Source organism: Saccharopolyspora tripterygii (assembly GCF_054778355.1).
The window spans coordinates 276,198-300,429 of the sequence record NZ_BAAGZP010000040.1; the positions used below are offsets into that span (position 1 = coordinate 276,198).

At 69.6% G+C, this 24,232-nt stretch carries 23 protein-coding genes; 10 read left to right on the plus strand and 13 right to left on the minus strand.

Annotated features, from left to right (window positions below; translation table 11 throughout):
- The gene (locus tag ACYVF3_RS28680) at positions 1 to 1,530 is read right to left on the minus strand and encodes a formate dehydrogenase beta subunit (RefSeq protein ID WP_461157394.1); all 1,530 of its coding nucleotides are present in this window, start codon (positions 1,528 to 1,530) and stop codon (positions 1 to 3) included.
- Positions 1,527 to 1,985 (minus strand): NAD(P)H-dependent oxidoreductase subunit E, encoded by a 459-nt coding sequence (locus ACYVF3_RS28685; protein WP_461157395.1) that lies wholly within the window; start codon positions 1,983 to 1,985, stop codon positions 1,527 to 1,529. The genes ACYVF3_RS28680 and ACYVF3_RS28685 overlap by 4 nt, the downstream gene beginning before the upstream one ends.
- Before the next feature lie 697 nt (positions 1,986 to 2,682).
- Between ACYVF3_RS28685 and ACYVF3_RS28690 the strand changes: the two genes are divergently transcribed.
- The gene (locus tag ACYVF3_RS28690; RefSeq protein ID WP_461157396.1) at positions 2,683 to 3,015 is read left to right on the plus strand and encodes a bifunctional 3-phenylpropionate/cinnamic acid dioxygenase ferredoxin subunit; all 333 of its coding nucleotides are present in this window, start codon (positions 2,683 to 2,685) and stop codon (positions 3,013 to 3,015) included.
- Positions 3,016 to 3,153: 138 nt separating this feature from the next.
- On the opposite strand, the gene ACYVF3_RS28695 is transcribed toward ACYVF3_RS28690, so the two are convergent.
- The 6 genes from ACYVF3_RS28695 to ACYVF3_RS28720 form a co-directional block, all read right to left on the minus strand.
- Positions 3,154 to 4,236: an S-(hydroxymethyl)mycothiol dehydrogenase gene (locus tag ACYVF3_RS28695; protein ID WP_461157397.1), complete on the minus strand. Its 1,083-nt coding sequence runs from the start codon at positions 4,234 to 4,236 to the stop codon at positions 3,154 to 3,156.
- Positions 4,237 to 4,446: 210 nt separating this feature from the next.
- Entirely contained in the window at positions 4,447 to 5,541 is a 1,095-nt protein-coding gene (gene pqqE, locus ACYVF3_RS28700; RefSeq protein WP_461157398.1) for a pyrroloquinoline quinone biosynthesis protein PqqE, read from the minus strand.
- Positions 5,538 to 5,804, minus strand: a complete 267-nt coding sequence (pqqD, locus tag ACYVF3_RS28705) for a pyrroloquinoline quinone biosynthesis peptide chaperone PqqD (RefSeq protein ID WP_461157399.1) — start codon at positions 5,802 to 5,804, stop codon at positions 5,538 to 5,540. Before pqqD ends, pqqE begins: the two co-directional genes overlap by 4 nt.
- On the minus strand, positions 5,804 to 6,499 hold the full coding sequence (gene pqqC, locus ACYVF3_RS28710; protein ID WP_461157400.1) for a pyrroloquinoline-quinone synthase PqqC: 696 nt from the start codon (positions 6,497 to 6,499) through the stop codon (positions 5,804 to 5,806). Before pqqC ends, pqqD begins: the two co-directional genes overlap by 1 nt.
- Positions 6,496 to 7,389 carry a pyrroloquinoline quinone biosynthesis protein PqqB gene (pqqB, locus tag ACYVF3_RS28715; RefSeq protein WP_461157401.1) on the minus strand — a complete coding sequence of 298 codons (894 nt, stop codon included), beginning with the start codon at positions 7,387 to 7,389 and terminating at the stop codon, positions 6,496 to 6,498. The genes pqqC and pqqB overlap by 4 nt, the downstream gene beginning before the upstream one ends.
- A gap of 277 nt (positions 7,390 to 7,666) precedes the next feature.
- Positions 7,667 to 9,094 carry a LytTR family transcriptional regulator DNA-binding domain-containing protein gene (locus tag ACYVF3_RS28720; RefSeq protein WP_461157402.1) on the minus strand — a complete coding sequence of 476 codons (1,428 nt, stop codon included), beginning with the start codon at positions 9,092 to 9,094 and terminating at the stop codon, positions 7,667 to 7,669.
- A gap of 370 nt (positions 9,095 to 9,464) precedes the next feature.
- Between ACYVF3_RS28720 and ACYVF3_RS28725 the strand changes: the two genes are divergently transcribed.
- Genes ACYVF3_RS28725 through ACYVF3_RS28740 form a run of 4 tightly spaced genes read left to right on the plus strand, consistent with a single transcriptional unit; the run spans position 9,465 to position 13,277 of the window.
- The gene (locus ACYVF3_RS28725; protein ID WP_461157403.1) at positions 9,465 to 10,409 is read left to right on the plus strand and encodes a phosphoribulokinase; all 945 of its coding nucleotides are present in this window, start codon (positions 9,465 to 9,467) and stop codon (positions 10,407 to 10,409) included.
- 40 nt (positions 10,410 to 10,449) lie between these two features.
- Positions 10,450 to 11,361 (plus strand): LysR family transcriptional regulator, encoded by a 912-nt coding sequence (locus ACYVF3_RS28730; protein ID WP_461157404.1) that lies wholly within the window; start codon positions 10,450 to 10,452, stop codon positions 11,359 to 11,361.
- A 57-nt stretch (positions 11,362 to 11,418) separates the two neighbouring features.
- Positions 11,419 to 12,084, plus strand: coding sequence for a response regulator (locus ACYVF3_RS28735; RefSeq protein WP_461157405.1), 666 nt, complete (start codon positions 11,419 to 11,421; stop codon positions 12,082 to 12,084).
- Positions 12,081 to 13,277 (plus strand): GAF domain-containing sensor histidine kinase, encoded by a 1,197-nt coding sequence (locus ACYVF3_RS28740; protein ID WP_461157406.1) that lies wholly within the window; start codon positions 12,081 to 12,083, stop codon positions 13,275 to 13,277. Before ACYVF3_RS28735 ends, ACYVF3_RS28740 begins: the two co-directional genes overlap by 4 nt.
- A 225-nt stretch (positions 13,278 to 13,502) precedes the next feature.
- On the opposite strand, the gene ACYVF3_RS28745 is transcribed toward ACYVF3_RS28740, so the two are convergent.
- The 3 genes from ACYVF3_RS28745 to ACYVF3_RS28755 are packed head-to-tail and all read right to left on the minus strand — an operon-like array spanning position 13,503 to position 16,299.
- Positions 13,503 to 14,384 carry an AAA family ATPase gene (locus tag ACYVF3_RS28745; protein ID WP_461157407.1) on the minus strand — a complete coding sequence of 294 codons (882 nt, stop codon included), beginning with the start codon at positions 14,382 to 14,384 and terminating at the stop codon, positions 13,503 to 13,505.
- A 41-nt stretch (positions 14,385 to 14,425) separates the two neighbouring features.
- Entirely contained in the window at positions 14,426 to 14,848 is a 423-nt protein-coding gene (locus tag ACYVF3_RS28750) for a ribulose bisphosphate carboxylase small subunit (RefSeq protein WP_461157408.1), read from the minus strand.
- 11 nt (positions 14,849 to 14,859) lie between these two features.
- Complete coding sequence (locus ACYVF3_RS28755; protein ID WP_461157409.1) at positions 14,860 to 16,299, minus strand: form I ribulose bisphosphate carboxylase large subunit; 1,440 nt, start codon at positions 16,297 to 16,299, stop codon at positions 14,860 to 14,862.
- A gap of 102 nt (positions 16,300 to 16,401) precedes the next feature.
- On the opposite strand from ACYVF3_RS28755, the gene ACYVF3_RS28760 reads away from it, so the two are divergent.
- The gene (locus ACYVF3_RS28760) at positions 16,402 to 17,286 is read left to right on the plus strand and encodes a LysR family transcriptional regulator (RefSeq protein WP_461157410.1); all 885 of its coding nucleotides are present in this window, start codon (positions 16,402 to 16,404) and stop codon (positions 17,284 to 17,286) included.
- 236 nt (positions 17,287 to 17,522) lie between these two features.
- Here the strand turns inward: ACYVF3_RS28760 and ACYVF3_RS28765 are convergent, their stop codons facing one another.
- Both ACYVF3_RS28765 and ACYVF3_RS28770 read right to left on the minus strand, forming a co-directional pair.
- Entirely contained in the window at positions 17,523 to 18,539 is a 1,017-nt protein-coding gene (locus tag ACYVF3_RS28765; protein ID WP_461157411.1) for an L-idonate 5-dehydrogenase, read from the minus strand.
- On the minus strand, positions 18,536 to 19,852 hold the full coding sequence (locus ACYVF3_RS28770; RefSeq protein ID WP_461157412.1) for an MFS transporter: 1,317 nt from the start codon (positions 19,850 to 19,852) through the stop codon (positions 18,536 to 18,538). The genes ACYVF3_RS28765 and ACYVF3_RS28770 overlap by 4 nt, the downstream gene beginning before the upstream one ends.
- A 98-nt stretch (positions 19,853 to 19,950) precedes the next feature.
- Between ACYVF3_RS28770 and ACYVF3_RS28775 the strand changes: the two genes are divergently transcribed.
- The 4 genes from ACYVF3_RS28775 (at position 19,951) to ACYVF3_RS28790 (ending at position 24,231) form a co-directional block, all read left to right on the plus strand.
- On the plus strand, positions 19,951 to 20,661 hold the full coding sequence (locus tag ACYVF3_RS28775) for a GntR family transcriptional regulator (protein WP_461157413.1): 711 nt from the start codon (positions 19,951 to 19,953) through the stop codon (positions 20,659 to 20,661).
- Positions 20,662 to 21,374: 713 nt separating this feature from the next.
- Positions 21,375 to 22,358 (plus strand): Gfo/Idh/MocA family protein, encoded by a 984-nt coding sequence (locus ACYVF3_RS28780; RefSeq protein WP_461157414.1) that lies wholly within the window; start codon positions 21,375 to 21,377, stop codon positions 22,356 to 22,358.
- Positions 22,355 to 23,233: a sugar phosphate isomerase/epimerase family protein gene (locus ACYVF3_RS28785; protein WP_461157415.1), complete on the plus strand. Its 879-nt coding sequence runs from the start codon at positions 22,355 to 22,357 to the stop codon at positions 23,231 to 23,233. The genes ACYVF3_RS28780 and ACYVF3_RS28785 overlap by 4 nt, the downstream gene beginning before the upstream one ends.
- Complete coding sequence (locus ACYVF3_RS28790) at positions 23,230 to 24,231, plus strand: sugar ABC transporter substrate-binding protein (protein WP_461157416.1); 1,002 nt, start codon at positions 23,230 to 23,232, stop codon at positions 24,229 to 24,231. Before ACYVF3_RS28785 ends, ACYVF3_RS28790 begins: the two co-directional genes overlap by 4 nt.
- Position 24,232 lies beyond the last annotated feature (1 nt).

Below are 24,232 nucleotides of genomic sequence, written 5' to 3' on the forward strand. Positions count from 1 at the left end.
CTACTTCGCCTCCTTCAGGAAGTCCTCGGGGAAGTGCGTCAGCGCGCTGCGCACCGGGTTCGGGGTCAGCCCGCCCATCGCGCACAGCGATCCGTCGGTCATCAGCTCGCACAGGTCGCCCAGCACGGCGAGGTTGCCGTCGCGGTCCTCGCCGCCGACGATGCGGTCGACGGTCTCGACACCGCGCACCGCGCCGACCCGGCACGGCGTGCACTTGCCGCAGGACTCCTCCGCGCAGAACTCGAACGCGAAGCGCGCCATCGCCGCCATGTCCACGGTGTCGTCGAAGACGGTGATGCCGCCGTGACCGAGCATCGCCTGCGCCTCGCCCATTGCCTCGTAGTCCATCGGCAGGTCGAACTGCTCTGGCGGCACGTAGGAGCCCAGCGGCCCGCCGATCTGCACCGCGCGCACCGGGCGGCCGGAGCGGGTGCCACCCCCGTAGCCGTTGACCAGCTCCTCGATGGTGATGCCGAACGCGGACTCGAAGACGCCGCCGCGCGCGACGTTGCCCGCCAGCTGGAAGACCTGCGTCCCCCGCGAGCGCTCCACGCCCAGTTCGGCGTAGGACTGACCACCGTCGGCGAGGATCGCCGGAACGCTGGCCAGGGTGAGCACGTTGTTGACCGCGGTGGGCTTGCCGAACAGGCCGGTGATCGCCGGGATCGGGGGTTTGGACCGGACCATGCCGCGCCTGCCCTCCAGGCTCTCCAGCATGGAGGTCTCCTCGCCGCAGATGTAGGCACCGGCGCCGACCCGCACGAACAGGTCGAAGTTCAGCTCCGACCCGAGCACTCCCTCACCGAGCCAGCCTGCCGCGTAGGCGGCGTCGATCGCGCGGCGCAGGGCGCGCACGGCGTCGGGGTACTCGGAGCGGACGTAGATGTAGCCCTCGGTGGCGCCGACCGCGTGGGCGGCGATGGTCATGCCCTCGATGAGGCAGAACGGGTCGCCTTCCATGAGCATCCGGTCGGCGAAGGTCCCCGAGTCGCCCTCGTCGGCGTTGCAGCAGACGAACTTCGCGGGCCCCTCGGCCTTGAGCACGGTGTTCCACTTGATGCCTGCGGGGAATCCGGCGCCGCCGCGCCCGCGCAGCCCCGAGGTGGTGACCTCCTCGACGACCTCGGCGGGTGTCGCGGCCAGTGCCGCGCGCAGCCCGCGCAGTCCGCCGTGCGCCTCGTAGTCCGATGTGGACAACGGGTCGGTGACGCCGACCCGGGCGAAGCACAGCCGCTGCTGGTCGCACATCCACGGCAGGTCGTCGACCACGCCGTGGCAGAGCTCGTGGTCGGCGCCGCGCAGCATCCCGGCCGCCACCAGCTCCGGAACCCGCCCGGCGGTGACCGGGCCGTAGCCGACGCGACCGCGATCGGTCTCGACCTCGACGAGCGTTTCGAGCCACAGCATGCCGCGAGAACCGTTGCGCACCAACCTGATGGGCTCGTCGGCCGCGTGCTGGAGGGCCGCGGCGACCTCGTTGGCGCCGACCGAGACCGCTGCCGAGTCCTGGGGAACGTAGACGGTGATCACGCGCGTCCCTCCGCGAGGATCTCGACGAGCCGGCCGCGGTCCACCCGGCCGTACAACCTGCCGTTGACCTGCGCCGACGGGCCGAGAGCGCAGTTGCCCAGGCAGAACACCTGGCCCAGGGTGACCGACCGGTCGGTGGTGGTCTGCCCGACCTTGACGCCGAAGACCTGCTCGGCGTCGGCGACCAGCCGTTCGGCCCCGACCGACTGGCACGCCTCGGCGCGGCAGATCTTGACCGTCGTGGTGCCTGCGGGCTCGGAGCGGAAGTCGGTGTAGAAGGAGATGACGCCGTGCACGTCGGCGCGCGAGAGGTTGAGCTCCTCGGCCAGGACCGGGATCACCTGCGGATCGATCCAGCCGAACTCCTCCTGGAGGTGGTGCAGGATCGGCAGCAGCGCACCGCGCTCGCCCCGGTGCGCTTCGACGACGCCGCGCACCCGTTCGGATATCGTCATCTCCGGGCTCCACTCCGTTGTAGATTGGCTCCACCGTCGCGCCGCGTGGCCCAGAGTTCAACGCACGCGTTTTTATGCAGCGATAAGCACCGGGTATCGCTGCGCACTCCCTGTCACCAAATTGATTGCGTTCTCGCTGGACAGGTGGCTTCGTGAACTGTTTTCGCGCCATTTTCGGCGTTTTCGCCCACGCAGCGGAACCGGCGGCGACCAGCCTTTTCACCCATACGCGTCACGCCGTGATCATTTCACCGGTCATGCCCGGAGGCTCCCGCTGGTTGTGCCGAGGATGCCGCTCATGCGGGGTTGTCGCGCACTCGTCCCGCTCGGCTTGCCCGGGGCTCGCCGGTGCGCCTAACTTCGATTCCAGCGCGGAATTCGGGAATTGTTGCGTTCCCGGCTCCCGCTGCGGCCGGAAACCTCAACCGGCCGGGACGAACTGAGGAGAATGCGATGACCTGGGAAACTCCTGAATACACCGTGATCGACGTCTGCGCGGAGGTCACCGGATACCTCCACCGCGCTGAAGAGGACTGACGCGACCGCTCCCACCACGCGGCTCGAACCGCACTGAGTGCCGCAAGGCCCTCGCCGCATCCGCCTGCCGGATCGGACGAGGTCCTTGCGGCACCGTCATCAGCGGGGCCGGTCGGAGTCACCGGCGCCGCCGAGCTCCTGGTGAAGGGGAGTGACATCGATGCCCCCGGCCACGCATCGAGTCCGGGTGTGCCGGCTGCACGAGTTCCCGCCGGGAACCGTGAGACGGCTCAACACCCTGCCGCCGGTCGCGGTGTTCAACGTCGCCGGACGGCTCTACGCGATCGACGACATCTGCTCGCACGACTACGCGCTGCTGAGCGAGGGCCACTTCGACGGCACCTCGTTGGAGTGCCCGGTGCACATGTCCCGCTTCGACGTCCGCAACGGCGAACCGCTGTGCCTCCCGGCCACCGAGCCGCTGCGCACCCACCGGGTCGAAGTCACCGGAGACGAGGTCGTGGTCCACATCGACATAGGCCGCCTCCTCTAGACCCCAAAATACCTCCCAAATCCCAGTTTTAGTCCAAACTGAGCCGACATTTCGGGCACCGAAAGTCCTCGGTTTGGACTAAAACTGGAAGCTCCCCGCCCACCCGCACTTCGGCGACGATCGCGAGGGAGGCGGAGGTCAGAAGACGACTACCGAGCGGAGGACCTCTCCTCGCTCCATCTTGGCGAAGGCGTCCTCGACCTCGTCGAGGGTGATCTCCTCCGTCACGAACTTCTCCAGCGGCAACCGGCCCTGCTGGAAGAGGTTGGTGAGCATCGGGAAGTCGCGGCTGGGCAGGCAGTCGCCGTACCAGGAGGACTTCACCGCACCGCCGCGCCCGAAGACGTCCAGCAGCGGGAGCTTGAGCTCCATCTCCGGAGTGGGCACGCCGACGAGCACCGCCGTGCCCGCGAGATCCCGCGCGTAGAAGGCCTGTTCGAAGGTTTCCGGCCGACCCACCGCGTCGATCACGACGTCCGCGCCGTTGCCGCCGGTGAGCGACCGGACCGCGGACACGGTGTCGAGCTCGGCGGCGTTGACGGTGTGGGTGGCGCCGAATTCCTCGGCCCAGGCCAGCTTCTTGGGGTCCCGGTCGACGGCGATGATCTTCTCGGCCCCCGCGAGCGCCGCTCCGGCGATCGAACCGTTGCCGACGCCGCCGCAGCCGATGACGGCGACCGAGTCGCCCCGGGCGACCCCGCCGGTGTTGATCGCCGCGCCGATCCCGGCCATCACGCCGCATCCCAGCAGCGACACCACCACCGGGCGGGCGGCCGGGTCCACGCGCGTGCACTGACCGGCGTGCACCAGCGTGCGCTCGGAGAACGCGCCAATGCCCAGGGCAGGCGACAGCTCGGTGCCGTCTTCCAGCCGCATCGGCTGGTCGGCGTTGTTGGTGTCGAAGCAGTACCAGGGCTTGCCGCGCGAGCAGGCGCGGCACTGGCCGCACACCGCGCGCCAGTTGAGCACCACGAAGTCGTTCTCCGCCACGTCCGACACCCCGGGGCCGACGGCTTCGACGACGCCGGCGGCCTCGTGCCCCAGCAGGAACGGGAACTCGTCGTTGATCCCGCCTTCCCGGTAGTGCAGGTCGGTGTGGCAGACACCGCAGGCCTGCACCCGGACGAGGACTTCACCGGGTCCGGGCTCGGGCAGGTCGATCCGGACCACCTCGACGGGCTTGCCCTTCCCCGGTGCGATCACGGCGCGCGATTTGATCATCTGGTCCTTCCTCTCCCGAAAAGGCGCCGGTGGCGGCGGGAGCGGTCGGGGACGCTCGCACCGCCACCGGACAGCTCGACTCCCACACGCCGAGTCGAGGACCGGTTGGTCACCGACACCATCGCGCGCCGGATCCGGAGTGGACAACGAATCCGGTACGGGCGGAGCGTGATCACCAACGAGCGGCGGGATTTCGGTGACGAATCGCGATCACTCCGCAGACGCGCGCGGACGCCGGTAGACCGGTTCGGGCGCGCTGGCGGGAACCTGGTTGGCGCGGTCCACGGCGTCCTGCACGAGGTGGTGGTCCGGCGAGTAGGTGCACACCGGGTCGGTGCGCGCGGCGTCGCCGGTCAGCGCGAACGCCTGGCACCGGCATCCGCCGAAGTCGATCTCCTTCCGGGAGCACGACCGGCAGGGGTCCGGCATCCAGTCGGTGCCCCGGAACGCCTCGAACGCCGACGAGGTGAACCAGATCTTCTCGAGCGGGTGCTCCAGGACGGTCGGGAACTCGAGGGTCTCGATGTCGGCGGCGACCGGGCACGGGTAGACCGACCCGTCGGGGGCCACGGTCAGCGCGGTCTGCGCCCACCCGCCCATGCACGGCTTCGGGAAGCGCTCGTAGTAGTCCGGCAGGATCCACAGCAGTTCCATCCGGCCGGCGAGCTCGGCCTTGCGCCGCTCGTAGACCTGCTGGGCGGCGGCCAGCTGATCCCGGCTGGGCAGCAGCAGGTCCCGGTTGCGCAGCCCCCACCCGTAGTACTGGGTGTTGGCGAGTTCGAGCCGCTCGGCACCCCACGATTCGCAGACGTCGATGATGGCGTCGAGCCGGTCGAGGTTGAGCCGGTGCAGCACGACGTTCATGTTCAGCGGCAGCCCGGAATCGACGATGATCCGCGCGGCGTCCCGCTTCTTGTCGAACCGCTTGCTGTCCGCGACGAGCTCGCTGGCCTCGGCGTTCTCGCCTTGGATGCTCAGCTGGACGCTGTTGAGGCCGGCGGCGACTAGCGACTTGGCCCGTTCGCGGGTGAACCCGAGACCGCTGGTGATCAGGTTGGTGTAGAGCTCGCAGCCGCGGGCTTCGGCGATCAGCTCGGCGAGGTCGCCGCGCACGAGCGGCTCGCCCCCGGAGAAGTGCACCTGCACCACGCCGAGATCGGCGGCCTCGCGGATCACCCGCAGCCAGTCCTCGGTGCTGATCTCGGTGTTGCGCGCGCGCAGCTCCAGCGGGTTGGAGCAGTACAAGCAGTGCAGCGGGCACTGGTGGGTCAGCTCGGCGAGCAGACCGTAAGGCGCGGGAGTCATCCGGACACCACCCAACCCTGACCGTGCGCATCGCGCAGGAACGTCAGCACGTCGTCGAGGAGCCCGGTCGCGCCGAACTCCTCCTCCAACCGGTCCACGAGCTCCTGCACCGTGCGGGTCCCGTCGCAGAGCCGCAGGATCGCCGCGCCCGAGGTGTTGAGCCGCACCACCCGCTCGGGCAGCAGCAGCATGTCGGCGTCCCGGACCTTGTCGTGCTTGAGCATCGCCTTGGGCACCAGGCGAGGCCTGCTCCCGGCGTCCATCACTCCGCCTTGCCGTAGGTGTGCTGCACCGTGTCGAGCAGGGTCCACAGCACGTCGCACTTGAACTCCAGCGAGCGCAGGCAGGCCTCCTGCTGCTCGCGGGTCTCGGCGTGGGTGAGCACCAGGCCGAGCAGGTGCGCGATGTCCGCGGGCTGCTGGGTCAACCGGGTCCGGAAGTACTCCAGACCCCGCGAGTCCAGCCACGGGTAGTGCTTCTGGACGTCGACGATGCGCCTGCTGAGCAGGTCCGGCGCGAACAGCTCGGTCATCGCCGAGGCCACGGCCTCCAGCCACGGCTTGTGTCTGCAGAAGTCGACGTAGGCGTCGACGGCGAAGCGCACGCCCGGCAGCACGGTGCGGGTGTCGTAGAGCTCGTCGCGGGTCAGGCCGACGGCTTCGCCGAGCCGGACCCAGCGCTCGATGCCGCCCTCGACCTCCGCGGTGCCGTCGTGGTCGGTGATGCGCTTGATCCACTTCCGGCGTTCTGCGCCGGTGGGCAGCTTGGTGAGGATGAAGGCGTCCTTCACCGGCAGGTTGATCTGGTAGTAGAAGCGGTTGCGCACCCAGCCGCGGAACTCCTCCTCGGTCAGGTCACCGGCGTGCATCCGCTCGTTGAACGGGTGCAGGTGGTGGTAGCGCGCCTCGCCGACCGCCCGCAGCTCCGCCTCGAACTCCTCAGACGACCAGGGCCTCATAGTTCTACCTCCAGACCCGCACGCCCCACCTCGATGCCCAGCGCCGCGAGCTCGGCTCGTTCCGCTGATGCCTCGTCGAGGATGGGGTTGGTGTTGTTGACGTGTACGTAGATCTTGCGCCGAGCGGGCAGCGCGGCCAGGTGTCGCGCGGACCCGTCCGCTCCGCTGACGGGCATGTGGCCCATGGACCGGCCGGGCCGATCACCGGTGCCGTGGCGGGACATCTCGTCGTCGGTCCAGAACGTGCCGTCGACGAACACGCAGTCGGCCTCGGCGACCTGCTCTGCGAAGTTCTCGTCCCAGCTTGGCACGGTCGGGGCGTAGACGGCGGTTCCGCCGCTCACCGGGTCGTGCAGCAGGTAGCCCGTCTCCCAGTCCCCCGGCCCGGCGTGGTGCCCGACGTAGCGCGGTGGTTTGGAGCCCGTGGCGAAGGCGGTCACCCGGAGCCGTTCGTCGAGGTCGATGGGCTTGCCCAGGTCGACGGTGTTCCACCGCACGGCGGCGTAGTCGGCGACGAGGTCGCGCACCGGGAAGTGGTCGGTGAGCGCCGCCAGCACCGGTGCGGTCCCGTGGACGTCGAGCGACGAGCCCTCGCGCAGCACCAGTAGACCGATCGTGTGATCGAATTCGGCGTCGGTGAGCAGCACTCCCGCCACCGGCGTCTCCCGCGCTCCGGGTCCCGGGTGCAGGCTGGGGTCGGCGGCGATCTGGTGGTGCACGTCGGGCGTGGCGTTGAGCAGGAACCACCGCTCGCCGGTGCCGGAGACCGCCATGCCTGCGTGCGGCGAAGCCTGTTCGGGTGCGGTTCGAGCCTTGCGGCAGCCGGGGCAGGCGCAGTTCCACTGCGGGTACCCGCCCCCTGCCGCGACTCCCAGGCAGTGGAGAAGCACGGCGGGCCCTCAGCTCTGGCAGGGGTGGCCGATGATGTCCTCGCGGTCGGGTGTCCACCAGGTCATGAATGCCTCCTAGATCCGCGTTCCAGCAGTTCACAGCCTCAGCGATCGGTCACGGCGATGACAACCGATCCCCGACCGGCGGCGCGGAACTCCCAACGAACGGCATCGCCGCCACGACGAGCGGTGCGAGTACGAGAGTGCGCTCCCGCACGCGGTCCGGCAGCGCGCACCACTCGGCGGTCGGCCGTTCGCGCTGGTGACGGCCTGGCCGTCAAACGCCCAAGAGGCGGCGGATTTCGGGTGCGTGACGGCGGGACACCGGGACCAGCTCGGGCACCCGCGGGTCGGTGACGAGGAACAGCTCGCCCTTGGTCCCCCGCTCGACCTCGGCGACCCTGCGGAGGTTGACCAGGAACCGGCGGTGCACCCGGCGGAAGCCGTGGCGGGACAGCGCCTGGTCGACGTGGTCCAGACCCCTGGTGGCGGAGAGGATGCGGCCGCGGTCGGTGCTGAGCCACACGGTGTTGCGGTCCGCTTCGGCGTAGCGGACCTCGGACGGCGCGAGCAGCACCAGGCGGTCGTTGCGGATGCCGATCACTCGGGGCGGCATGGGCACGGCGCCGCCTTCGGCCGCCCGGCCGTAGGGCTCGCCTTCCTGCAGCCCGAACGCGCAGAGCATGCCGACCACGCGTCCCGCGGAGGTGATCGGTCGCAGCGTGGCGGGCATCGCGCCATCACCCGCGACGCCGAGCTGCGCGTAGCCGCTCCACTGTGGATTCTGCGCGGACCGGCCCGCCGCCCAGCGGACCACATCGGACAGCTCGGGGATGTCCGGGGTGGAGCGCTCGGCCGGTTCGATCGCGCCGCGGGAGGCCGGGCTCCCGGCGGGCAGGCGCAGCACCGACAGGGCGGCGTCGTTGGCCGCGACGACCCGGCCACCCCGGTCGAGCGCGACCAGCGGACCGCTGCTGTCGGTGCGCTCCTGCTTGAACGCGGTGCACACCTGCTTGGCCTCGCCTACGGCCCTGCGGTGGATCTCCTGCTCGATGCCCGCGGCGGCGCGCTGCAACCAGCCGGGTACTTGATCGGAAAGCGTTGCCCCCCAGCGTGAGATGTTGATGGAGGCGATGGGCGATCCGGTGACCACGTCGCGGATGGCGATGCCTGCGCACGCCCACTGGTGGAATCCCTCGCACCAGTGCTCGGCGCCGGTGACCGTCACCGGCCCGGTGACCTCGAAGGACGTCCCCATCCCGTTGGTGCCGGTGCACTGCTCGGACCACGACGACCAGGGCGCCATGTTCGACTGCTCGGCTCGGCGCCGGGCGGACGGATCGCCCCAGGTTCCGAGGATGCGCCCACCACCGTCGGTGACCGCGACGACGCCGCCGCTGAGCTCCACGTCCCGGCCGGCCAGCGCCCCGAGCCCGCCGAGCTGGGTGAAGATGACGTCGTTGTCCGGGCCTTGGTCCTGCTGGCCGGGTGCCGCCGGGGCGACGTCGAGCGCGGGGTCCACTTCGTACTGATCACGACATCGGTACCAGGACGCGAGGATGTCGGGGCGGATGCTGGAGGTGACGTCCTCTCCGGTCGCGAAGGCCTCCCACGCCTTGGCGACCTGCGTCGACGACCCGGTGGCGAGCGAATCTCCGCCCGGCGATTTCGACGCGATCTCCAACGGCGTGACCAAGCCGGTCATCACGACCTCCTCGTCGAACGTCGACATGCGTCATCGACCGACCCGGGCCGTGACCTCGATCACGCTAAGGGGTGTTCACCATCGGAATCAAGCACGGCCATCCGCTTGCAGCAGTCACCGGGCGTGCTGTTGGTCCAGCTCGGGAGCAAGGAGAAACCACCGATCGGGTGTTTTCTCCGCGGTGAATCTTGTTTTCCAGGATCGACTTCCACGATTCCGCAACTGCCCCGGCGCATCCCCCGCCGGGGGGAGGCCGAGGACTTCAGCGCTCCGTAACGTCGAGACCTCGCCACCGGGCGGAAACCTCGCCGAGGGCAGGCCGATCGAACCCAGCGCGCCGGAGGAGCAGCGCCGACGGAGGGAGAATTCCGTGCCCGACAAGCAACTGCGCATCCACCGCGCTCAGGCGGCGCGACCGGACACCCGCCCCACGATGCTCGGCATCTCCGGCGACAGCGCCGCGGGCAAGACCACCTTGACCCGCGGCCTCGTCGACGCCCTCGGAACGACGCGCAGCACCTCGATGTGCGTCGACGACTACCATCGCTACGACCGCCGGGAGCGCAGGGACCTGCCCTTCACACCGCTGCACCCGGACTGCAACTACGTGCAGATCATGGAGCAGCACCTGCGGCTGCTGGCCACCGGCAACCCCATCCTCAAACCCGTCTACGACCACTCGACGGGCGAGCTGGCCCGGCCGGTGCTGGTCGAACCGCACGAGTTCGTGCTGGTCGAAGGCCTGCTGCCGCTGCACACGAAGCTCGCGCGCGCCTGCTTCGATGTCACCGTCCACCTCGACCCGCCCGAGGACGTGCGCGCGGCGTGGAAGATCCAGCGCGACACCCGCAAGCGCGGTTACCGGCCGGAGCAGGTTCGCGCCGAGCTGGGCCGCCGCGAACCGGAGTCCGCGGAGTTCATCCGGCCGCAGCGCGAGCTCGCCGACATCGTCATCTCGTTCGCCCCGATCGAGGGACGCGACGACCCGCCCGGGACCCCGCTGTCGGCGACGATCCTGATGCGCCCGACGATCCGGCACCCCAACTTCACCGAGATCCTCGCCAAGGCGCCCACCAAGGCGTTGCACCTGGCGCTCAAGCGCGACAGCGACGGCCGGCCGGTCGACGCCCTGCACATCCACGGCTACGCCCCGCCCGAGGAGAGCACGATGGTCGCCAAGGCCATCTGGGAAGGGCTCGACGTGGACGACCCGCTCCCGGAACACCTCGGCGTGCTCGACGACGGCAGGCGCAACGAACCGCTGCGCCTGGCGCAACTGATCCTGCTGCACCACCTCATCCGCGGCAGCGGCTGAGGTGGCACCGAGCCGTCGACCGGGCGATTAGCATGCCCGCATGCTGCTGCGGCAACTGGAATACCTGACGACCTTGGCGCGCGAGAAGCACTTCGCCCGCGCCGCCGAGGCCTGCTTCATCTCGCAGCCGGCCATGTCGGCGGCGATCCGCAAGCTCGAAGCCGAGCTGCACGTCCAGATCATCCAGCGGGGGAACCGGTTCATCGGTTTCACCCCGGAGGGCGAGCGGATCTTGAAGTGGGCCTACCGCATCCTGGCCGAGCGGGACTCGCTGATCGAGGACGTCGGGGCGATGCGGGAGGGGCTCAGCGGCCGCCTGCGGATCGGGTGCATCCCGACGGCGCTGTGCGTGGTGCCGATCCTGACGTCGCTGCTGTGCCAGGACCAGCCGCGCGTGCGGGTGCAGGTGAGCTCGATGACCTCGATCGAGATCCAGCGGGGGCTGTCGCAGTACGGGCTGGACGTCGGCGTGACCTACATCGACAACGAGCCGCTGACCGGTGTCCGCACCGTCCCGCTGTACCGGGAGCGCTACCTGCTGCTGGCCGCCGAGGACGACCTCGACGAGGGCGACGCGGCGACCTGGGCGGAAGCCGCGGAGCACCCGCTGTGCATGCTCTCCGAGGACATGCAGAACCGCCGCATCCTCAACTCCGTGTTCGAGCAGGCGCAGGCCAAGCCGCAACCCGCGGTGGAGACCAACTCCATCAGCGCCCTCTACGCGCACGTGCGCGAAGGCCCGTGGGCCACCGTGCTCCCCCATTCGTGGCTTCTGCGGTTCGGGGTCCCCGAGGGGATGCGCGCGGTCCCGCTCGTGGAACCGGAGATCAGCAAGACGATCGGCCTCGTCCTGCACGACCGCGACCCCGAACCCATCCTCGCCAGAGCCTTCGTCGACACCGCCCGCCGAGTCGACCTCGACGAACTCCTCAACGCCACCACTCCAGCCTGATCACGCACCGTTTCGCGTCAGCTTCCGGTTATGCCCTTGTCTGCGTACTCTTTTCGAATGAGCCTGGGCGAGGAGCCGTTGCGGCTGGTGGTCGTCGACGACCACCAGATGGTGCTGGACGGGCTCAAGGCGATGCTGGAGCCGCACTCCGACCGGGTTCGGATCGTCGGTGAGGCGGGCACTCCCGCGCAGGCGGTCACCGAGATCCTGGAGCACGCACCGGACGCGGTGCTGCTCGACGTCCGGTTGCGCGGTTCCAGCGGTTTGGACCTGTGCGGCGAGATCCTGGGGCACCGCCCGGACTGCAAGGTGGTGTTCCTGACCGTCTACGACGACGAGCAGTACCTCTACCAGGCGCTGCAGCTGGGCGCGTCCGGGTTCCTGCTCAAGCGGGTCCGCGGCTCGGAGCTCGTGGAGTACCTGACGCGCATCCGCGGCGGAGAGGTGCTCATCGACCCGGCGCTGGACACCAGGGTGGCGATGTCGGCGGCGCGGATCCGCAACGGCGAGTTCTGGCCCGGCGCCCACCTGGGCATCACGCAACGCGAGAGCGACGTGCTGTCGCTGCTGGTCGCGGGCTTGTCGAACCGGGCCATCGCCGCGAAGCTGTTCATCACCGAGGAGACCGTCAAGACCCACCTGCGGGCCCTCTACCGCAAGCTGGACGTCGGCGACCGGGCCGGAGCCATCACCGTTGCCCTGCGGGAGGGGGTGTACCGGTGAAGCGCAGATCGTTGGGCATGGCCGACGCCGAGCAGGAGTCCCACCTGCTCATCCGCATCATCGAAACCATCTCCGCGCGGCTGGATCTCGACGAGATCGTGCAGAACGTCGCGGCGATCATCACCGAGATGACCGCGACCGACGTGTGTTTCGTGCACCTGCTCGACGACGACCGGCAGCGGCTGAAGCTCTGCGGCGCGACACCGCCGTTCGACCGGCTGGCGGGACAGGTGGAGCTCGCCGTCGGCGAAGGAATGGCCGGCTGGGTCGCCGCGCACGGCGAACCCGCGGTCATCGTGGAGGACAAGCTCGCCGACCCTCGCTACAAGTACATCCCGGAGCTGCACGGCGAGGAGTTCACCTCGATGGTGTCCGTGCCGATCCTGACCCGGCTGGGCCACCTGGTGGGCGTGCTCAACCTGCACAGCAAGCGGCGTCGCGAGTTCGGCGACGACGTGGAGCTGCTGCGCTCGCTGGCCGGTCTCGTCGCCGGCGCCATCGAGAACGCAAGGCTGTACCGCAGGCTCGCCGACCGGGAGGAGGCGCTGGAGCGCTTCACCGAGCGGATGGTGCAGCTGCAGGAAGCCGAGAGCCGCCGCCTCGCCGGGGAGATCCACGACGGCATCAGCCAGCGGATCGTGAGCCTGTTCTTCCACCTCTCCGCAGCACGCGACCTGGTCGGTGACGACTCGTCGCGCGCGGAGCAGCAGATCGCCACCGCGCAGGACCTGGCCGCCGCCGCGCTGGACGAGACCCGCTACGCGATCGCGGGCCTGCGGCCCCCGGTGCTCGACGACCTGGGCCTGACCGCGAGCCTGCAGAGCCTCGCGAGCGGGATCGCCGACCTGCGAGTCCGCGTCGACGCCGGGGTCTGCGACGTGCCGGAGTTCCTGGAGAGCGCGATCTACCGTAGCGCTCAGGAAGCGCTGCAGAACATCCAGAAGCACGCGCAGGCCGGCAGCGCGGTGATCCGGCTGCGCGCCACCTCCGCCGGGGTGGTGCTGCAGGTCAGCGACGACGGCGTGGGATTCGACCCGGCCTCGCTGCGCGTGAGCACCGGCCCGACCGGCCACGGCCTGTCCGGTCTGCGCGAACGCGCCCGCCTCCTCGGCGGCACGCTGGACGTCCGCAGCACACCGGGCGAGGGCACGACGCTCACCCTCAACGTCCCACCCCAGCAGGATTCGTCCTAGGACCACAACCGCAGGGTGTTGTGCTTGAGGATCACATCCTTCTGTCCTGTGTCCTGTGTGTGGGGTGTGTGGGGTGGGGAAGTTTTCATGAAAACTTCCCCACCCCACACACGGGATACCCCACCCACAGGACACAGGACACAGGACACAGGACACAGGACACAGGACACAGGACACAGGACACAGGACACAGGACACAGGACACAGGAGGAGCCAAACCCGGTGTCAGGACTTGAAGTCGACGGGCTCGAGGCGGATGAGATCGTCGAGACCGCAGTCGTCGAGGGTGTCCACGAGACGGCTCGCGTGCCGCAACCGGGCTCGTTCCAGCACGTTCCGCACCGTCCGGGCGTTGGCGAAGCGAGGTTGCGCCCGCTGCTCGTCGAGGAGTTCGCGGAACACCTCCGCCGCCTCGCCGCCGATGCGGTAACCGTCCTGTTCAGACATCAGACCGGCGATGGACTCCAGCTCACCGAGGTCGTAGTCGCCGAACTCGATGTGGTGCGCCACCCGCGAGCTCATGCCCGGGTTGGAGCGGAAGAACTCCGCCATCCGGTCGCCGTATCCCGCCAGGATCACCACCACGTCCTCGCGCTGGTTCTCCATGACCTGCAGCAGGATCTCGATGGACTCCTGCCCGTAGTCGCGCTCGTTCTCGGCGCGGTAGAGGTAGTAGGCCTCGTCGATGAACAGCACACCGCCCATCGCCCGCTTGAGCACCTCCTTGGTCTTGGGCGCGGTGTGGCCCACGTACTGGCCGACGAGGTCGTCGCGGGTGACGGCGACCAGATGACCGCGTTCCAGGTAACCGATGCGGTGCAGCAGCCCGGCCATCCGCATCGCGACGGTCGTCTTGCCGGTGCCCGGGTTGCCGGTGAAGCACATGTGCAGGTTCGGGCGCGTGGAGCTCACCCCGAAGCGCTGGCGCACGCGGTCCACCAGCAGCAGCGCGGCGACCTCGCGGATGCGGGTCTTGACCTCGTGCAGCCCGATGAGTTCGGCGTCGAGCGAGGCGATCAGCTCGTCGATGCCCGCCTCGTCCCGCTCGGCCGCGAGGTCCACGCGCGACCGCTGCGAGAGGATCGATTGCGTTGCTTCCGTGTCCATTTCGCCGGGTCGCATGCCGAAACCCGGCCGCGTCGCGGTGTTCACGATGAGTACCGGTCGCCTCTCGGTCGGTCCAGCGCGTAGGGGTGGGTGCTGTAGCGCAGCCGCCGGTCGGCGGCCTCCTGCCGGTCGAGCCGGAACCCGGGTTCCTCGGGCGGCCGGTTGACCAGGAAGGTCAGCGCCGTGGTCTGCCTGCCCAGCGAGGCGTCGTAGGCGTTGACCCGGATGTAGTGGTGCGGGTAGGCCTTCCGGCACTCGTTGACCTCGTAGAGCACGCCGGCCGCGTCGGCGAGGTCGAACATCGGCAGTCCCCACATGTCCCAGTAGTTGTTGCGGGGATGCGGGTCGTCGGTGAACTCCACCGACAGCGGCCAGCCGTTGTCCAGCGCGTACTGCGCCTGCGCCCGGATCTCGGCGTCGGTCAGCTCCGGGAGGTAGGAGAAGGTTCCTTGGGTGATGCGCATGTCGGGTCTCCTCACACCAGGGTCGGCATCTCGACGACGTCCGGGGAGTCGGTGGAGTCGTAGTTGAAGCTCACGTCTCCCCACAGGGCCAGCGCGGTGTCGAGCTCGCGGCTGTGCCGCGCGGCCGCGCGCAGGATGTCGGGTCCTTCGGCCAGGAAGTCGCGACCTTCGTTGCGCGCCTTGATCATCGCTTCGAGCGCGACCCTGTTCGCGGTGGCACCGGCTGCGATGCCCATCGGGTGACCGATCGTGCCGCCGCCGAACTGCAGGATCACGTCCTCCCCCAGGTGGTCGAGCAGCTGGTGCATCTGACCGGCGTGGATGCCCCCGGAGGCCACGGGCATGACGCCCGGCATCGACGCCCAGTCCTGCTCGAAGTACAGGCCCTTGGCCGGGTCCGGCTCCGCCTTGTTGACGCGCAGCACGTCGTAGAAGCCGGCCACCGAGTTCGGGTCGCCTTCGAGCTTGCCGACCACCGTTCCGGCGTGGATGTGGTCGACGCCTGCCAGCCGCATCCACTTGGCGATCACCCGGAAGCTCACGCCGTGGTTCTTCTGGCGCGTGTAGGTGGAGTGACCGGCACGGTGCAGGTGCAGCAGAACACCGTTGGCGCGCGCCCACTTCGCCATCGACTGGATCGCGGTGTAGCCGACGGTCAGATCGATCATCACCACGACGCTGCCGATCTCCTTGGCGAACTGCGCCCGCTCGTACATGTCCTCCATCGTCGCGGCGGTGACGTTGAGGTAATGGCCCTTGATCTCACCGGTTTCGGCCTGGGCGCGGTTGACGCCCTCCATGCAGAACAGGAACCGGTCGCGCCAGCGCATGAAGGGCTGGGAGTTGATGTTCTCGTCGTCCTTGGTGAAGTCGAGACCACCGCGCAGGGCCTCGAACACCACCCGCCCGTAGTTGCGCGCGGACAGCCCCAGCTTCGGCTTGACGGTGGCGCCCAGCAGCGGCCGCCCGTACTTGTTCAGGTACTCCCGCTCCATCACGATGCCGTGCGCGGGCCCCTGGAAGGTCTTGGTGTAGTGCGGCGGGATCCGCATGTCCTCCAGCCGCAGCGCCTTGAGCGCCTTGAACCCGAAGACGTTGCCGATGATCGACGAGGTCAGGTTCGCGATCGAGCCCTCCTCGAACAGGTCGAGGTCGTAGGCGATGTAGGCGATGTGCTGACCGGGCTGGCCGGGCACGGGGTCGACCCGGTAGCACTTGCCCTGGTAGTGCTCGTAGGTCGTGAGCCGGTCGGTCCACACCACCGTCCAGGTCGCGGTCGAGGACTCCCCCGCCACCGCGGCTCCGGCCTCCTCGGGCGGCACCCCGTCCTGCGGGGTCACGCGGAACGCGGCGAGCACGTCGCTCGGCTTCGGCTCGTAGTCGGGCTGCCAGTAGCCCATCTCGGCGTAGGGGATCACTCCGGCGCCCCAGCGCTCGTTCTCGGCTGCCATGCGTCCTCCCTCGACGTGAGTGGATGCGTTTGACGATGGCGGCCGATTGAGCAACTGTCTATCAAGAATCCGGGCACGACACTTGAGCGAACGGTTGAGAAGATGACGCTGACGCAGCTGCGCACGTTCCTGGCCATCGCCGACACCGGCTCGGTGCACGCCGCCGCGCGCCAGCTGTACGTCACCCAGTCAGCGGTCTCGGCGGCCCTCAACGCTCTGCAGAAGTCGCTCGGCCTGCATCTGCTGGAGCGCGACGGGCGCGGCCTGCGGCTCACCCGCGCGGGCGTGGTCTACGCCGACCACGTCCGCACCGCCCTCGGCCTGCTCGACCAGGCCCACACCGCCGCGACGGCGGAAACCGACCCGGAACGCGGTGAACTGCGCATCGCGGCCCTGACGACCGCGGGCGAGCAGATCCTGCCCGGCGTGCTGGCGAGCTTCCGCGAGCGGCACCCGCACGTGGGCGTGCGCCTGGAGGTCGGCAACCGCGAAACGGTCCGCCGACTGCTGGAGCGCCACGAGGTCGACCTGGTCCTCGGCGGACGCCCGGAGCCCGGCCGCGAGGTCGAGGTCCTCGCCACCCGGCCGCACGAGCTCATCGTCGTCGCCCACTCCCCCGGTCCGGGCGACCCCGCCTGGCTCGCGGCCCAGACCTGGCTGCTGCGCGAACCCGGCTCGGGAACCCGCGCCATCACGGAGTCCTTCCTCGCCCAGCTCGAACTCGACCCGCCGCCCCGGACCCTCACGCTGGGCTCGAACACCGCGGTGATCGAGTCCACGTTGGCGGGCCTGGGGATCACGCTCGTCTCCCGGGACGCCGTCAGCCGTCATCTCGACGACGGCCACCTGACCGAGATCAGCACTCCGGCCACGCCCCTCCCCCGCGACTGGCACCTCACCGCCAACCCAGGCCTCAAAGCCCCCACCACAACCCTCTTCACCACCCACCTCACCACCACGGCCCACTTCCACACGCCGGAGGACTAGGAGCCGTTCAAAGCTGCGGCGAAGCGCATCCTCTTTCACCACTTGGGCAGCTGGCACCTTCACCACCTGGGCAGCCGGCACCGCCGCGGGATCGCCCGCGATTTCGTGGCGAGCACGCCGGGACGCCGTGTGGGTGGGGTGGGGTGGGGAAGTTTTCATGAAAACTTCCCCACCCACACGACATGCAACAGGTTCCGCGACCCGCACCGCCCGCCAGACCAATTCCCGAACGGTTCTTAGGTGCTCAGATGGAGCATGACCTTGCTGCTGCCCGTGGTGCGGTCGGCTGCGACCGCGAGGGCTTCGGCGGCCCGCTCCAGCGGGAAGGTGTGGGTGATGAGCGGGGTGACGTCCAGGCCGTCGCGCAGCGCGGTCAGGGCGTCGGTGATCTCGTCGACGAAGCGGTAGGAACCGACCCAGGTGATCTCGCGGGTCACCAGGTCGCCGAGCGCCGCCGGAGCTGTCTCACCCGGGAGGTTCCCGACTTGGACGACGGTTCCGCCTCGCCTGGTGGCACGCAGCACGGGGCCGATCGCGGCCGGTGCGCCGGAGGCCTCGAACGACACGTCCACCTCTTCGGGCAGCGATTGCGTTGACAGATCGCGGGTTTCGTCGGCGCCCATGCGTTTCGCGATGTCCAGCGAGGTCGCGGCCAGGTCCGCCGCCACCACCGCGGACGCTCCCCGGTGCTGGGCCGAGGCGACCACGAGTGCCCCGATCGGACCGGCTCCGTTGACCAGAACCGTTCTGCCGCGCAGAGATCCGGCTCGACCGACCGCGTGCAGCGCGACGCCGAGCGGCTCGGCGAGCGCACCGAGCCGCGTGGACACCCCGTCCGGCAGCGCTCGCAGCTGGTCCGCCGGGACGACCCGGTACTGGCTGAAACCGCCGTCGGTGTGCGGGTCGAAGGCGGCCGATCCGAAGTAGCGCACGTGCGGGTGCAGGTTGCTGCGCCCCTCCGGGAAGGCGTGCTCCCCCACCAGCTCGGCCGGGTGAGCCGTCACCGGCTGCCCGACCTCCACCCCGGTCACACCAGGACCGAGACCGGCCACGCGTCCGGCGATCTCGTGCCCGAGGATCATCGGATGGCGCAGCGCGGCCGTTCCGGTGCCCCCGTGGCGCCAGTAGGAGATGTCGGACCCGCAGATCCCGCCCCACTCCAGCGCCAGCAGCACCTCGCCCTCGCCGGGCACCGGGTCCGGCACCTCGTCGACGCGGACGTCGCGGGTTCCGTGCACGACAACGGCTTTCACAGGGCATCCTCCATTCGGACGAGGTCGCGGCCGCGGGTCTCCGGCGCCAGCCAAGTGGAGACGAACGTGATCAGCGAGTAGGCGACGAGCATCGCGGCGATCGGCCACCAGTGCTGCGTCCAGGCGGTCAGGCCGGCGGCCAGGACCGGTCCGATCGCGGTCGCCAGCGTGCCGCCGATCTCCTTGGCCACGGCCAGCTGGGTGAAGCGGGTGCGCGAGCCGAACAGCTCGGCCATCGTCACGCTCTCCACCGCGAACAGCCCCAGCACACCGATGTTGAGCCCGAGGATCATCGCGAGCGTCAGCATCACCTCGTTGCCACCGGCGATGGTCGCCATCATCGGCACCGCGAGGATCGCGGTCAGCAGGCTCAACCCCAGGTAGACCGGACGCCTGCCGAACCGGTCTCCGAGCAGGCCCACCAGCGGGATCGTGGCGAAACCGAGCAGCGAGCCGTAGACGATGGCGTTGGTGGGCACCGCACGGCTGACCGCCAGCGACGAGGCGATGTAGCCCACGAGGAAGGTCTGCACGAGCCCGGAGTTGCCGGCCTGGCCGAAGCGGAGCCCGAGCGAGAGCAGGAAGGCCCTGCCCTTGCGCCGCGTCAGACCGGCCTCGACGGGCACGGAGTCCTCGCGCTCCTCGAACACGGGGCTCTCCTTGAGGTTCGAGCGCATCCAGACGCCGAACAGCAGCAGCACGAAGCTCAGCAGGAACGGGATCCGCCAACCCCAAGCGATGACCTGCTCCTCGGACAGCACGAGGAGCAACAAGGCCCACAGCCCGGATGCGGCGAGCGTGCCCGAGTTGGTCCCCAGCGATACCAGCGAGGAGATCAGCCCGCGTCGCTTGACCGGCGCGTACTCGACGAGCATCACGGTCGCACCGGCGATCTCGGCGCCCGCACCGAATCCCTGGATCAACCGCAGAACGACCAGCAAGATCGGCGCCGCGATGCCGATCGTCTGGTACGGCGGCAGGACGCCGATGAGCGTGGTGGAAGCGCCCATGATGACGATCGTGAGGAACAGGACCTTCTTGCGGCCGATCCGGTCGCCCATCCGCCCGAAGTAGAAGGCGCCGACGAGCCGCGCGACGTAGCCGACGCCGTAGGTGGCCATCGCCGCGATCAGCCCGATGGCGGGGCTGACGTCGGGGAAGAAGATCTTGTTGAACACGATGGCCGCCGCCAGCGAGTAGAGCTGGAAGTCCATGAACTCCATCGCCGTGCCCAGCCAGCCCGACACGGCGGCCTTGCTCAGCTCGCGAGTCGACCGTCTCGCGGCACCCGCCGTCTGGGTGCTGTCCGTCATCGTGCGCTCCTTCGCTCCACGCCGACCCACTGGTAGGTCAGTACTGGTATACAAGCACTGACCGATCAGGGTGGTCAAGACTCGTCTAGTCTTGGCCCGTGCCCGCACCCAGGAACCGCCCGAACCGCCGCGTCATCTACGAGACGTTGCGTCGCAAGGTGCTGACCCTCGAACTCGAACCGGGCTCGGCCCTGTCGGAGAAGGACCTGGCCGCGAGCCTGGGCGTCAGCCGCACGCCGGTGCGCGAGGGGCTGATCCTGCTCGCCGAGGAAGGCCTGGTGCAGGTGTTCCCGCAGATCGGCTCGTTCGTCTCCCGGGTCGATCCGCAGCGGGTCGCCGACGCTCAGTTCCTGCGCGAAGCCGTCGAGCTCACCGCGCTCGACGACGTGCCCGACGACCTCGACGAGGAGCTGCTGGCGGAACTGGCGGACAACCTCGCGCGGCAGCGCTCGGCGGAGGTCGACGTCGAGGAGTTCTTCGCCCTCGACGAGGAGTTCCACCGCGGCTTGCTGCGCCTGTCGGGGCACGAACGCGCCTGGCCGACGGTCGTCTCGGCGAAGGGCCACCTGGACCGCGCTCGCCGGCTCGGGCTCTACGAGTCGAGCCCGCCCGAGGTCTACGCCGATCAGCACGTCGAGATCCTGGACGCGATCCGCGCTCACGACCTCGCGCGGGCCCGCGCGACCATGCGCACCCACCTGCGCGCGGTCTTCGACGACATCGAGCGCCTCCGCGCCCGCAAGCCGGAGCTCTTCGCCTCCAACGCCGAAGCCACCCCGGTCCGCAAGTCCATCACAGTCTGGCAATGACCCGAGAAGTGATTCCGGGGGTCGAGTTGCCGGCGTCACCGCGGCAGGTCCCAGTTTTAGGGGTCGTTGCAGAATCACCTTGCTTGGCGGTGCGGGTGGCGGAACCTCACACGCCGTCTGGACTCCGTGCGCCACTCCTGATGTATGCCAATACACGGCGTCGCGGCGTACTCGCCAGACGACGTGTGAGAACCCGCGGCGGTGCCAGCTGAGTCCCACACCTGAAGCAACGGCTCCGCCGCATTCTGAAACGACTCCTTAGTCCAAACTGAGCCGACATTTCGGGCATGAACCCGGCTCGGTTTGGACTAAAACTGGGATTTGGGGGGCACTCCCCCCTCTCGGGCGACGCTGACCGCTTGACGCGCGGAGGCGTCGCCGTCCCCCGGTTCGGCCGAGGGGGACGGGGGAAGACCTCGGGCGACGGGGGTACGGCGACGGCCCCGGACCGGAGCGCGCTCACCTCGGGGGCGTTCGGGCTTACCGGTTTACTGGACGCCGCAGGGCCACGTCAATGGTTTGTCCGGACATTCTCACCTGTTGGCGCAAGGTGGCGGTGCGGGGACCGCCGTTCGGAGCATTCCCGCGTGCTCCACAATGGACATGACTTCTGGAACTGCGCTGGAAATCCGGGTCTTGACATCGTTGTGATTCACCGCACAGCATTGATCGGCGCCCAGCGTTCCCCCAGACGAATCGAGGCCCTCGCCGAGATGAAGATCGGAGTAGCCGGGGTCGGTCGAATCGGCTCCATGCACGCCACGAATCTCGCCGCGCTCGACGAAATCGACCAACTCCTGCTGTTCGACCCTGCACCGGGCAGGGCGGAATCGGCTGCGGCCGAGATCGGACCACCCGCCACCGCGGTGACCACTGTGGACGAACTCCTGCGCGCCGACGGCGTGCTGATCGCCACCCCGACCGACACGCACCCCGACCTGGTGCGCGCGGCGCTGGCCGCCAGAACTCCGGTTCTGTGCGAAAAACCGCTGGCCGCCGACCTCCCCTCGATGTCCGCGCTCGTCGACGAGATCGAGCGAGCCGACGTCCCGGTCCTGGTCGGGTTCCAGCGCCGCTTCGACCCCGACACCGCCGAGGTGCACCGGCGGTTGCGCGACGGCACCGCCGGTTCGGTGTACCTGGTGCGGGCGGTGTGCAACGACCACCTGCCCCCGCCGAAGGAGTTCGTCGCGACCTCCGGCGGGCTGTTCCGGGACTGCCTGATCCACGACCTCGACGCCGTGCCGTGGCTGCTCGGCGAACCGGTCACGGAGGTCTACGCGTCCGGATCCGTGCTGGTGGACGAGTCCTTCCGGGAGGCGGGCGACGTGGACAACGCCGTGGTGTCGCTGCGCTTCGCCGGTGGTGCGCACGCGCTGCTGTCAGCCGCGCGGCACGATCCCGTGGGCTACGACTGCCGCCTGGAGGTCTTCGCCTCGCGCGACACCCTCACCGTCGGCCTCGACGAGCGCACACCGCTCAACACCGTCGGCGGAGTCGGGCCGGACCGACCGTGGAAGTCCTTCACCGAGCGCTACCACGACGCCTACGTGCAGGAGTCCCGCGTGTTCCTCGACGTCATCGCACGCCGCGCCGAGAACCCCTCACCGCCTGGGGAAGCGCTGGTCAGCCTGCGCCTCGCCGAGGCCTGCGAAGAGTCGCTGCGCGCGGGCGCACCGGTGGAGGTGAACCAGTGAAGTTCAAGGTCGCCGCCGCGCCGATCTCCTGGGGCGTGAGCGAAGTTCCCGGCTGGGGGCGGATTCTCGAGCCCGACCATGTCCTCTCCGAGATGGCGGGGCTGGGCGTCTACGCCACCGAGCTCGGCCCGCCCGGCTACCTCCCCGACCCGCGGACCATCATCGGCCGGCACGGGCTGGAGCTGGTGGGCGGCTTCCTCGCCGTCCCGCTGCACGACGCCGCGACGGCCGACGACAGCGTCGCGCAGGCCGCGGGCGCAGCCCGCGAGATCGCTCGCGCGGGCGGCGAGATCGTGGTGCTCGCGGCTGCCACCGGTCTCGACGGCTACGACGAGCGACCGGCGCTCGACGACGCGCAGTGGGCCGCGCTGATCGACACCTGCCGCCGCGTCACCGAAACCGTCACCGCCGAGGGGCTGCGCGTGGCGATGCACCCGCACGTCGGCACCCACGTGGAGACCGAGGCGGAGGTCGAGCGCTTCCTCACCGACTCCCCGATGCCGTTGTGCCTGGACACCGGGCACCTGCTGGTCGGCGGCACCGATCCGGTGGCGCTCGCCGAGCGTCACCCGGACCGCATCGGGCACCTGCACCTCAAGGACGTCCGCGCCGACCTGGCCACCGCGGTCCGCAACGGCGACGTCGGGTTCGCCGACGCCGTCGCCCGCGGGCTGTTCGTGCCGCTCGGGGACGGCGACGTCGACACCGACGCCGTGGTCCGCTCGGTGCACGGCGCGGGATACCGTGGCTGGTACGTGCTGGAGCAGGACACCGCGCTGGGCCCGGACTCCGCCATCGGCGGCCCCCGGCGCGACACCGCGCGCAGCCTGGTCCACCTGGACCAGGTCTTCTCCCGGATCCAGGAAGTCCGATGACCCAAACCCGCAGGTCCGCACCGTCGCGGTTGCTGCCGGTGCTCCTGATCGGAGCGCTGGCGCTGGCCGGGTGCACCGGCCCCAAGGCGTCCGGCCCGATGCCGGGCGCGCACGAGCGCACCGAGAACCGCGACGGCCCACTGCGCATCGCGGTGATCAGCCACAGCACGCCCGGCGACGCGTTCTGGAACGTCGTGCAGAACGGCGCCGAGCGCGCGGGCGAAGACCTGGGAATCGAGGTCCAGTACCACGCCGACCCCGACCCGGGGAACCAGGCGAAGCTGGTGGACAACGCCATCGCCCAGGGGGCCGACGGTCTCGTGGTCTCGCTCGGCAGCCCGGACGCCATGCGCACGTCGGTGACCAGCGCTGTCGCCGCGGGCATTCCGGTGATCACGATCAACGCGGGCGAGGAGGTCAGCGCCGCGTTCGGCGCGATCACCCACGTCGGGCAGAGCGAGACCGTCGCGGGACAGGCTGCGGGGCAGCGCTTCTCGCAGGAGGGCAAGCGCAAGGTGCTGTGCGTGATCCACCAGGCCGGCGTGGAGACGCTCAACCAGCGCTGCGAGGGTGCGCGCGAGGGGTTCTCCCCCGGCCAGGTCACCAACCTGCAGGTCGACATCAACAACCCGACGGACGCGCAGTCCCGGATCAAGGGAGCGCTGCAGTCGGATCCCGGCGTGGACGGGGTGCTCACGCTCAACCCGCAGGTCGCCGCGAACGCGGTGAACGCGGTCCGCGAATCCGGTTCCCGCGCGGCGGTGTCCACCTTCGACCTCAACGGCGACGTGGTCGCCTCGATCCAGGCCGGTGAGCTGCTGTTCGCCGTCGACCAGCAGCAGTACGAGCAGGGATATCTGCCGGTGGTGCACCTGAAGCTATTCCTGGAGAACGCCAACACGGTCGGCGGCGGCAAACCCGTCTACACCGGACCGGGTTTCGTCGATCGGTCCAACGTGGACGTGGTCGGCGAGTACGCACGACGCGGAACGAGGTAGG

Bases quoted from the DNA above. Each gene is read 5' to 3' on its own strand.
- ACYVF3_RS28685 (WP_461157395.1), bottom strand. From the start codon at position 1,985: ATGACGATATCCGAACGGGTGCGCGGCGTCGTCGAAGCGCACCGGGGC.
- pqqE (WP_461157398.1), bottom strand. From the start codon at position 5,541: ATGACTCCCGCGCCTTACGGTCTGCTCGCCGAGCTGACCCACCAGTGC.
- ACYVF3_RS28790 (WP_461157416.1), top strand. From the start codon at position 23,230: ATGACCCAAACCCGCAGGTCCGCACCGTCGCGGTTGCTGCCGGTGCTC.
- pqqD (WP_461157399.1), bottom strand. From the start codon at position 5,804: ATGGACGCCGGGAGCAGGCCTCGCCTGGTGCCCAAGGCGATGCTCAAG.
- ACYVF3_RS28750 (WP_461157408.1), bottom strand. From the start codon at position 14,848: ATGCGCATCACCCAAGGAACCTTCTCCTACCTCCCGGAGCTGACCGAC.
- ACYVF3_RS28745 (WP_461157407.1), bottom strand. From the start codon at position 14,384: ATGGACACGGAAGCAACGCAATCGATCCTCTCGCAGCGGTCGCGCGTG.
- ACYVF3_RS28690 (WP_461157396.1), top strand. From the start codon at position 2,683: ATGCCCCCGGCCACGCATCGAGTCCGGGTGTGCCGGCTGCACGAGTTC.
- ACYVF3_RS28735 (WP_461157405.1), top strand. From the start codon at position 11,419: ATGAGCCTGGGCGAGGAGCCGTTGCGGCTGGTGGTCGTCGACGACCAC.
- pqqC (WP_461157400.1), bottom strand. From the start codon at position 6,499: ATGAGGCCCTGGTCGTCTGAGGAGTTCGAGGCGGAGCTGCGGGCGGTC.
- ACYVF3_RS28720 (WP_461157402.1), bottom strand. From the start codon at position 9,094: ATGACCGGCTTGGTCACGCCGTTGGAGATCGCGTCGAAATCGCCGGGC.
- ACYVF3_RS28770 (WP_461157412.1), bottom strand. From the start codon at position 19,852: ATGACGGACAGCACCCAGACGGCGGGTGCCGCGAGACGGTCGACTCGC.
- ACYVF3_RS28780 (WP_461157414.1), top strand. From the start codon at position 21,375: ATGAAGATCGGAGTAGCCGGGGTCGGTCGAATCGGCTCCATGCACGCC.
- ACYVF3_RS28695 (WP_461157397.1), bottom strand. From the start codon at position 4,236: ATGATCAAATCGCGCGCCGTGATCGCACCGGGGAAGGGCAAGCCCGTC.
- ACYVF3_RS28755 (WP_461157409.1), bottom strand. From the start codon at position 16,299: ATGGCAGCCGAGAACGAGCGCTGGGGCGCCGGAGTGATCCCCTACGCC.
- ACYVF3_RS28730 (WP_461157404.1), top strand. From the start codon at position 10,450: ATGCTGCTGCGGCAACTGGAATACCTGACGACCTTGGCGCGCGAGAAG.
- ACYVF3_RS28760 (WP_461157410.1), top strand. From the start codon at position 16,402: ATGACGCTGACGCAGCTGCGCACGTTCCTGGCCATCGCCGACACCGGC.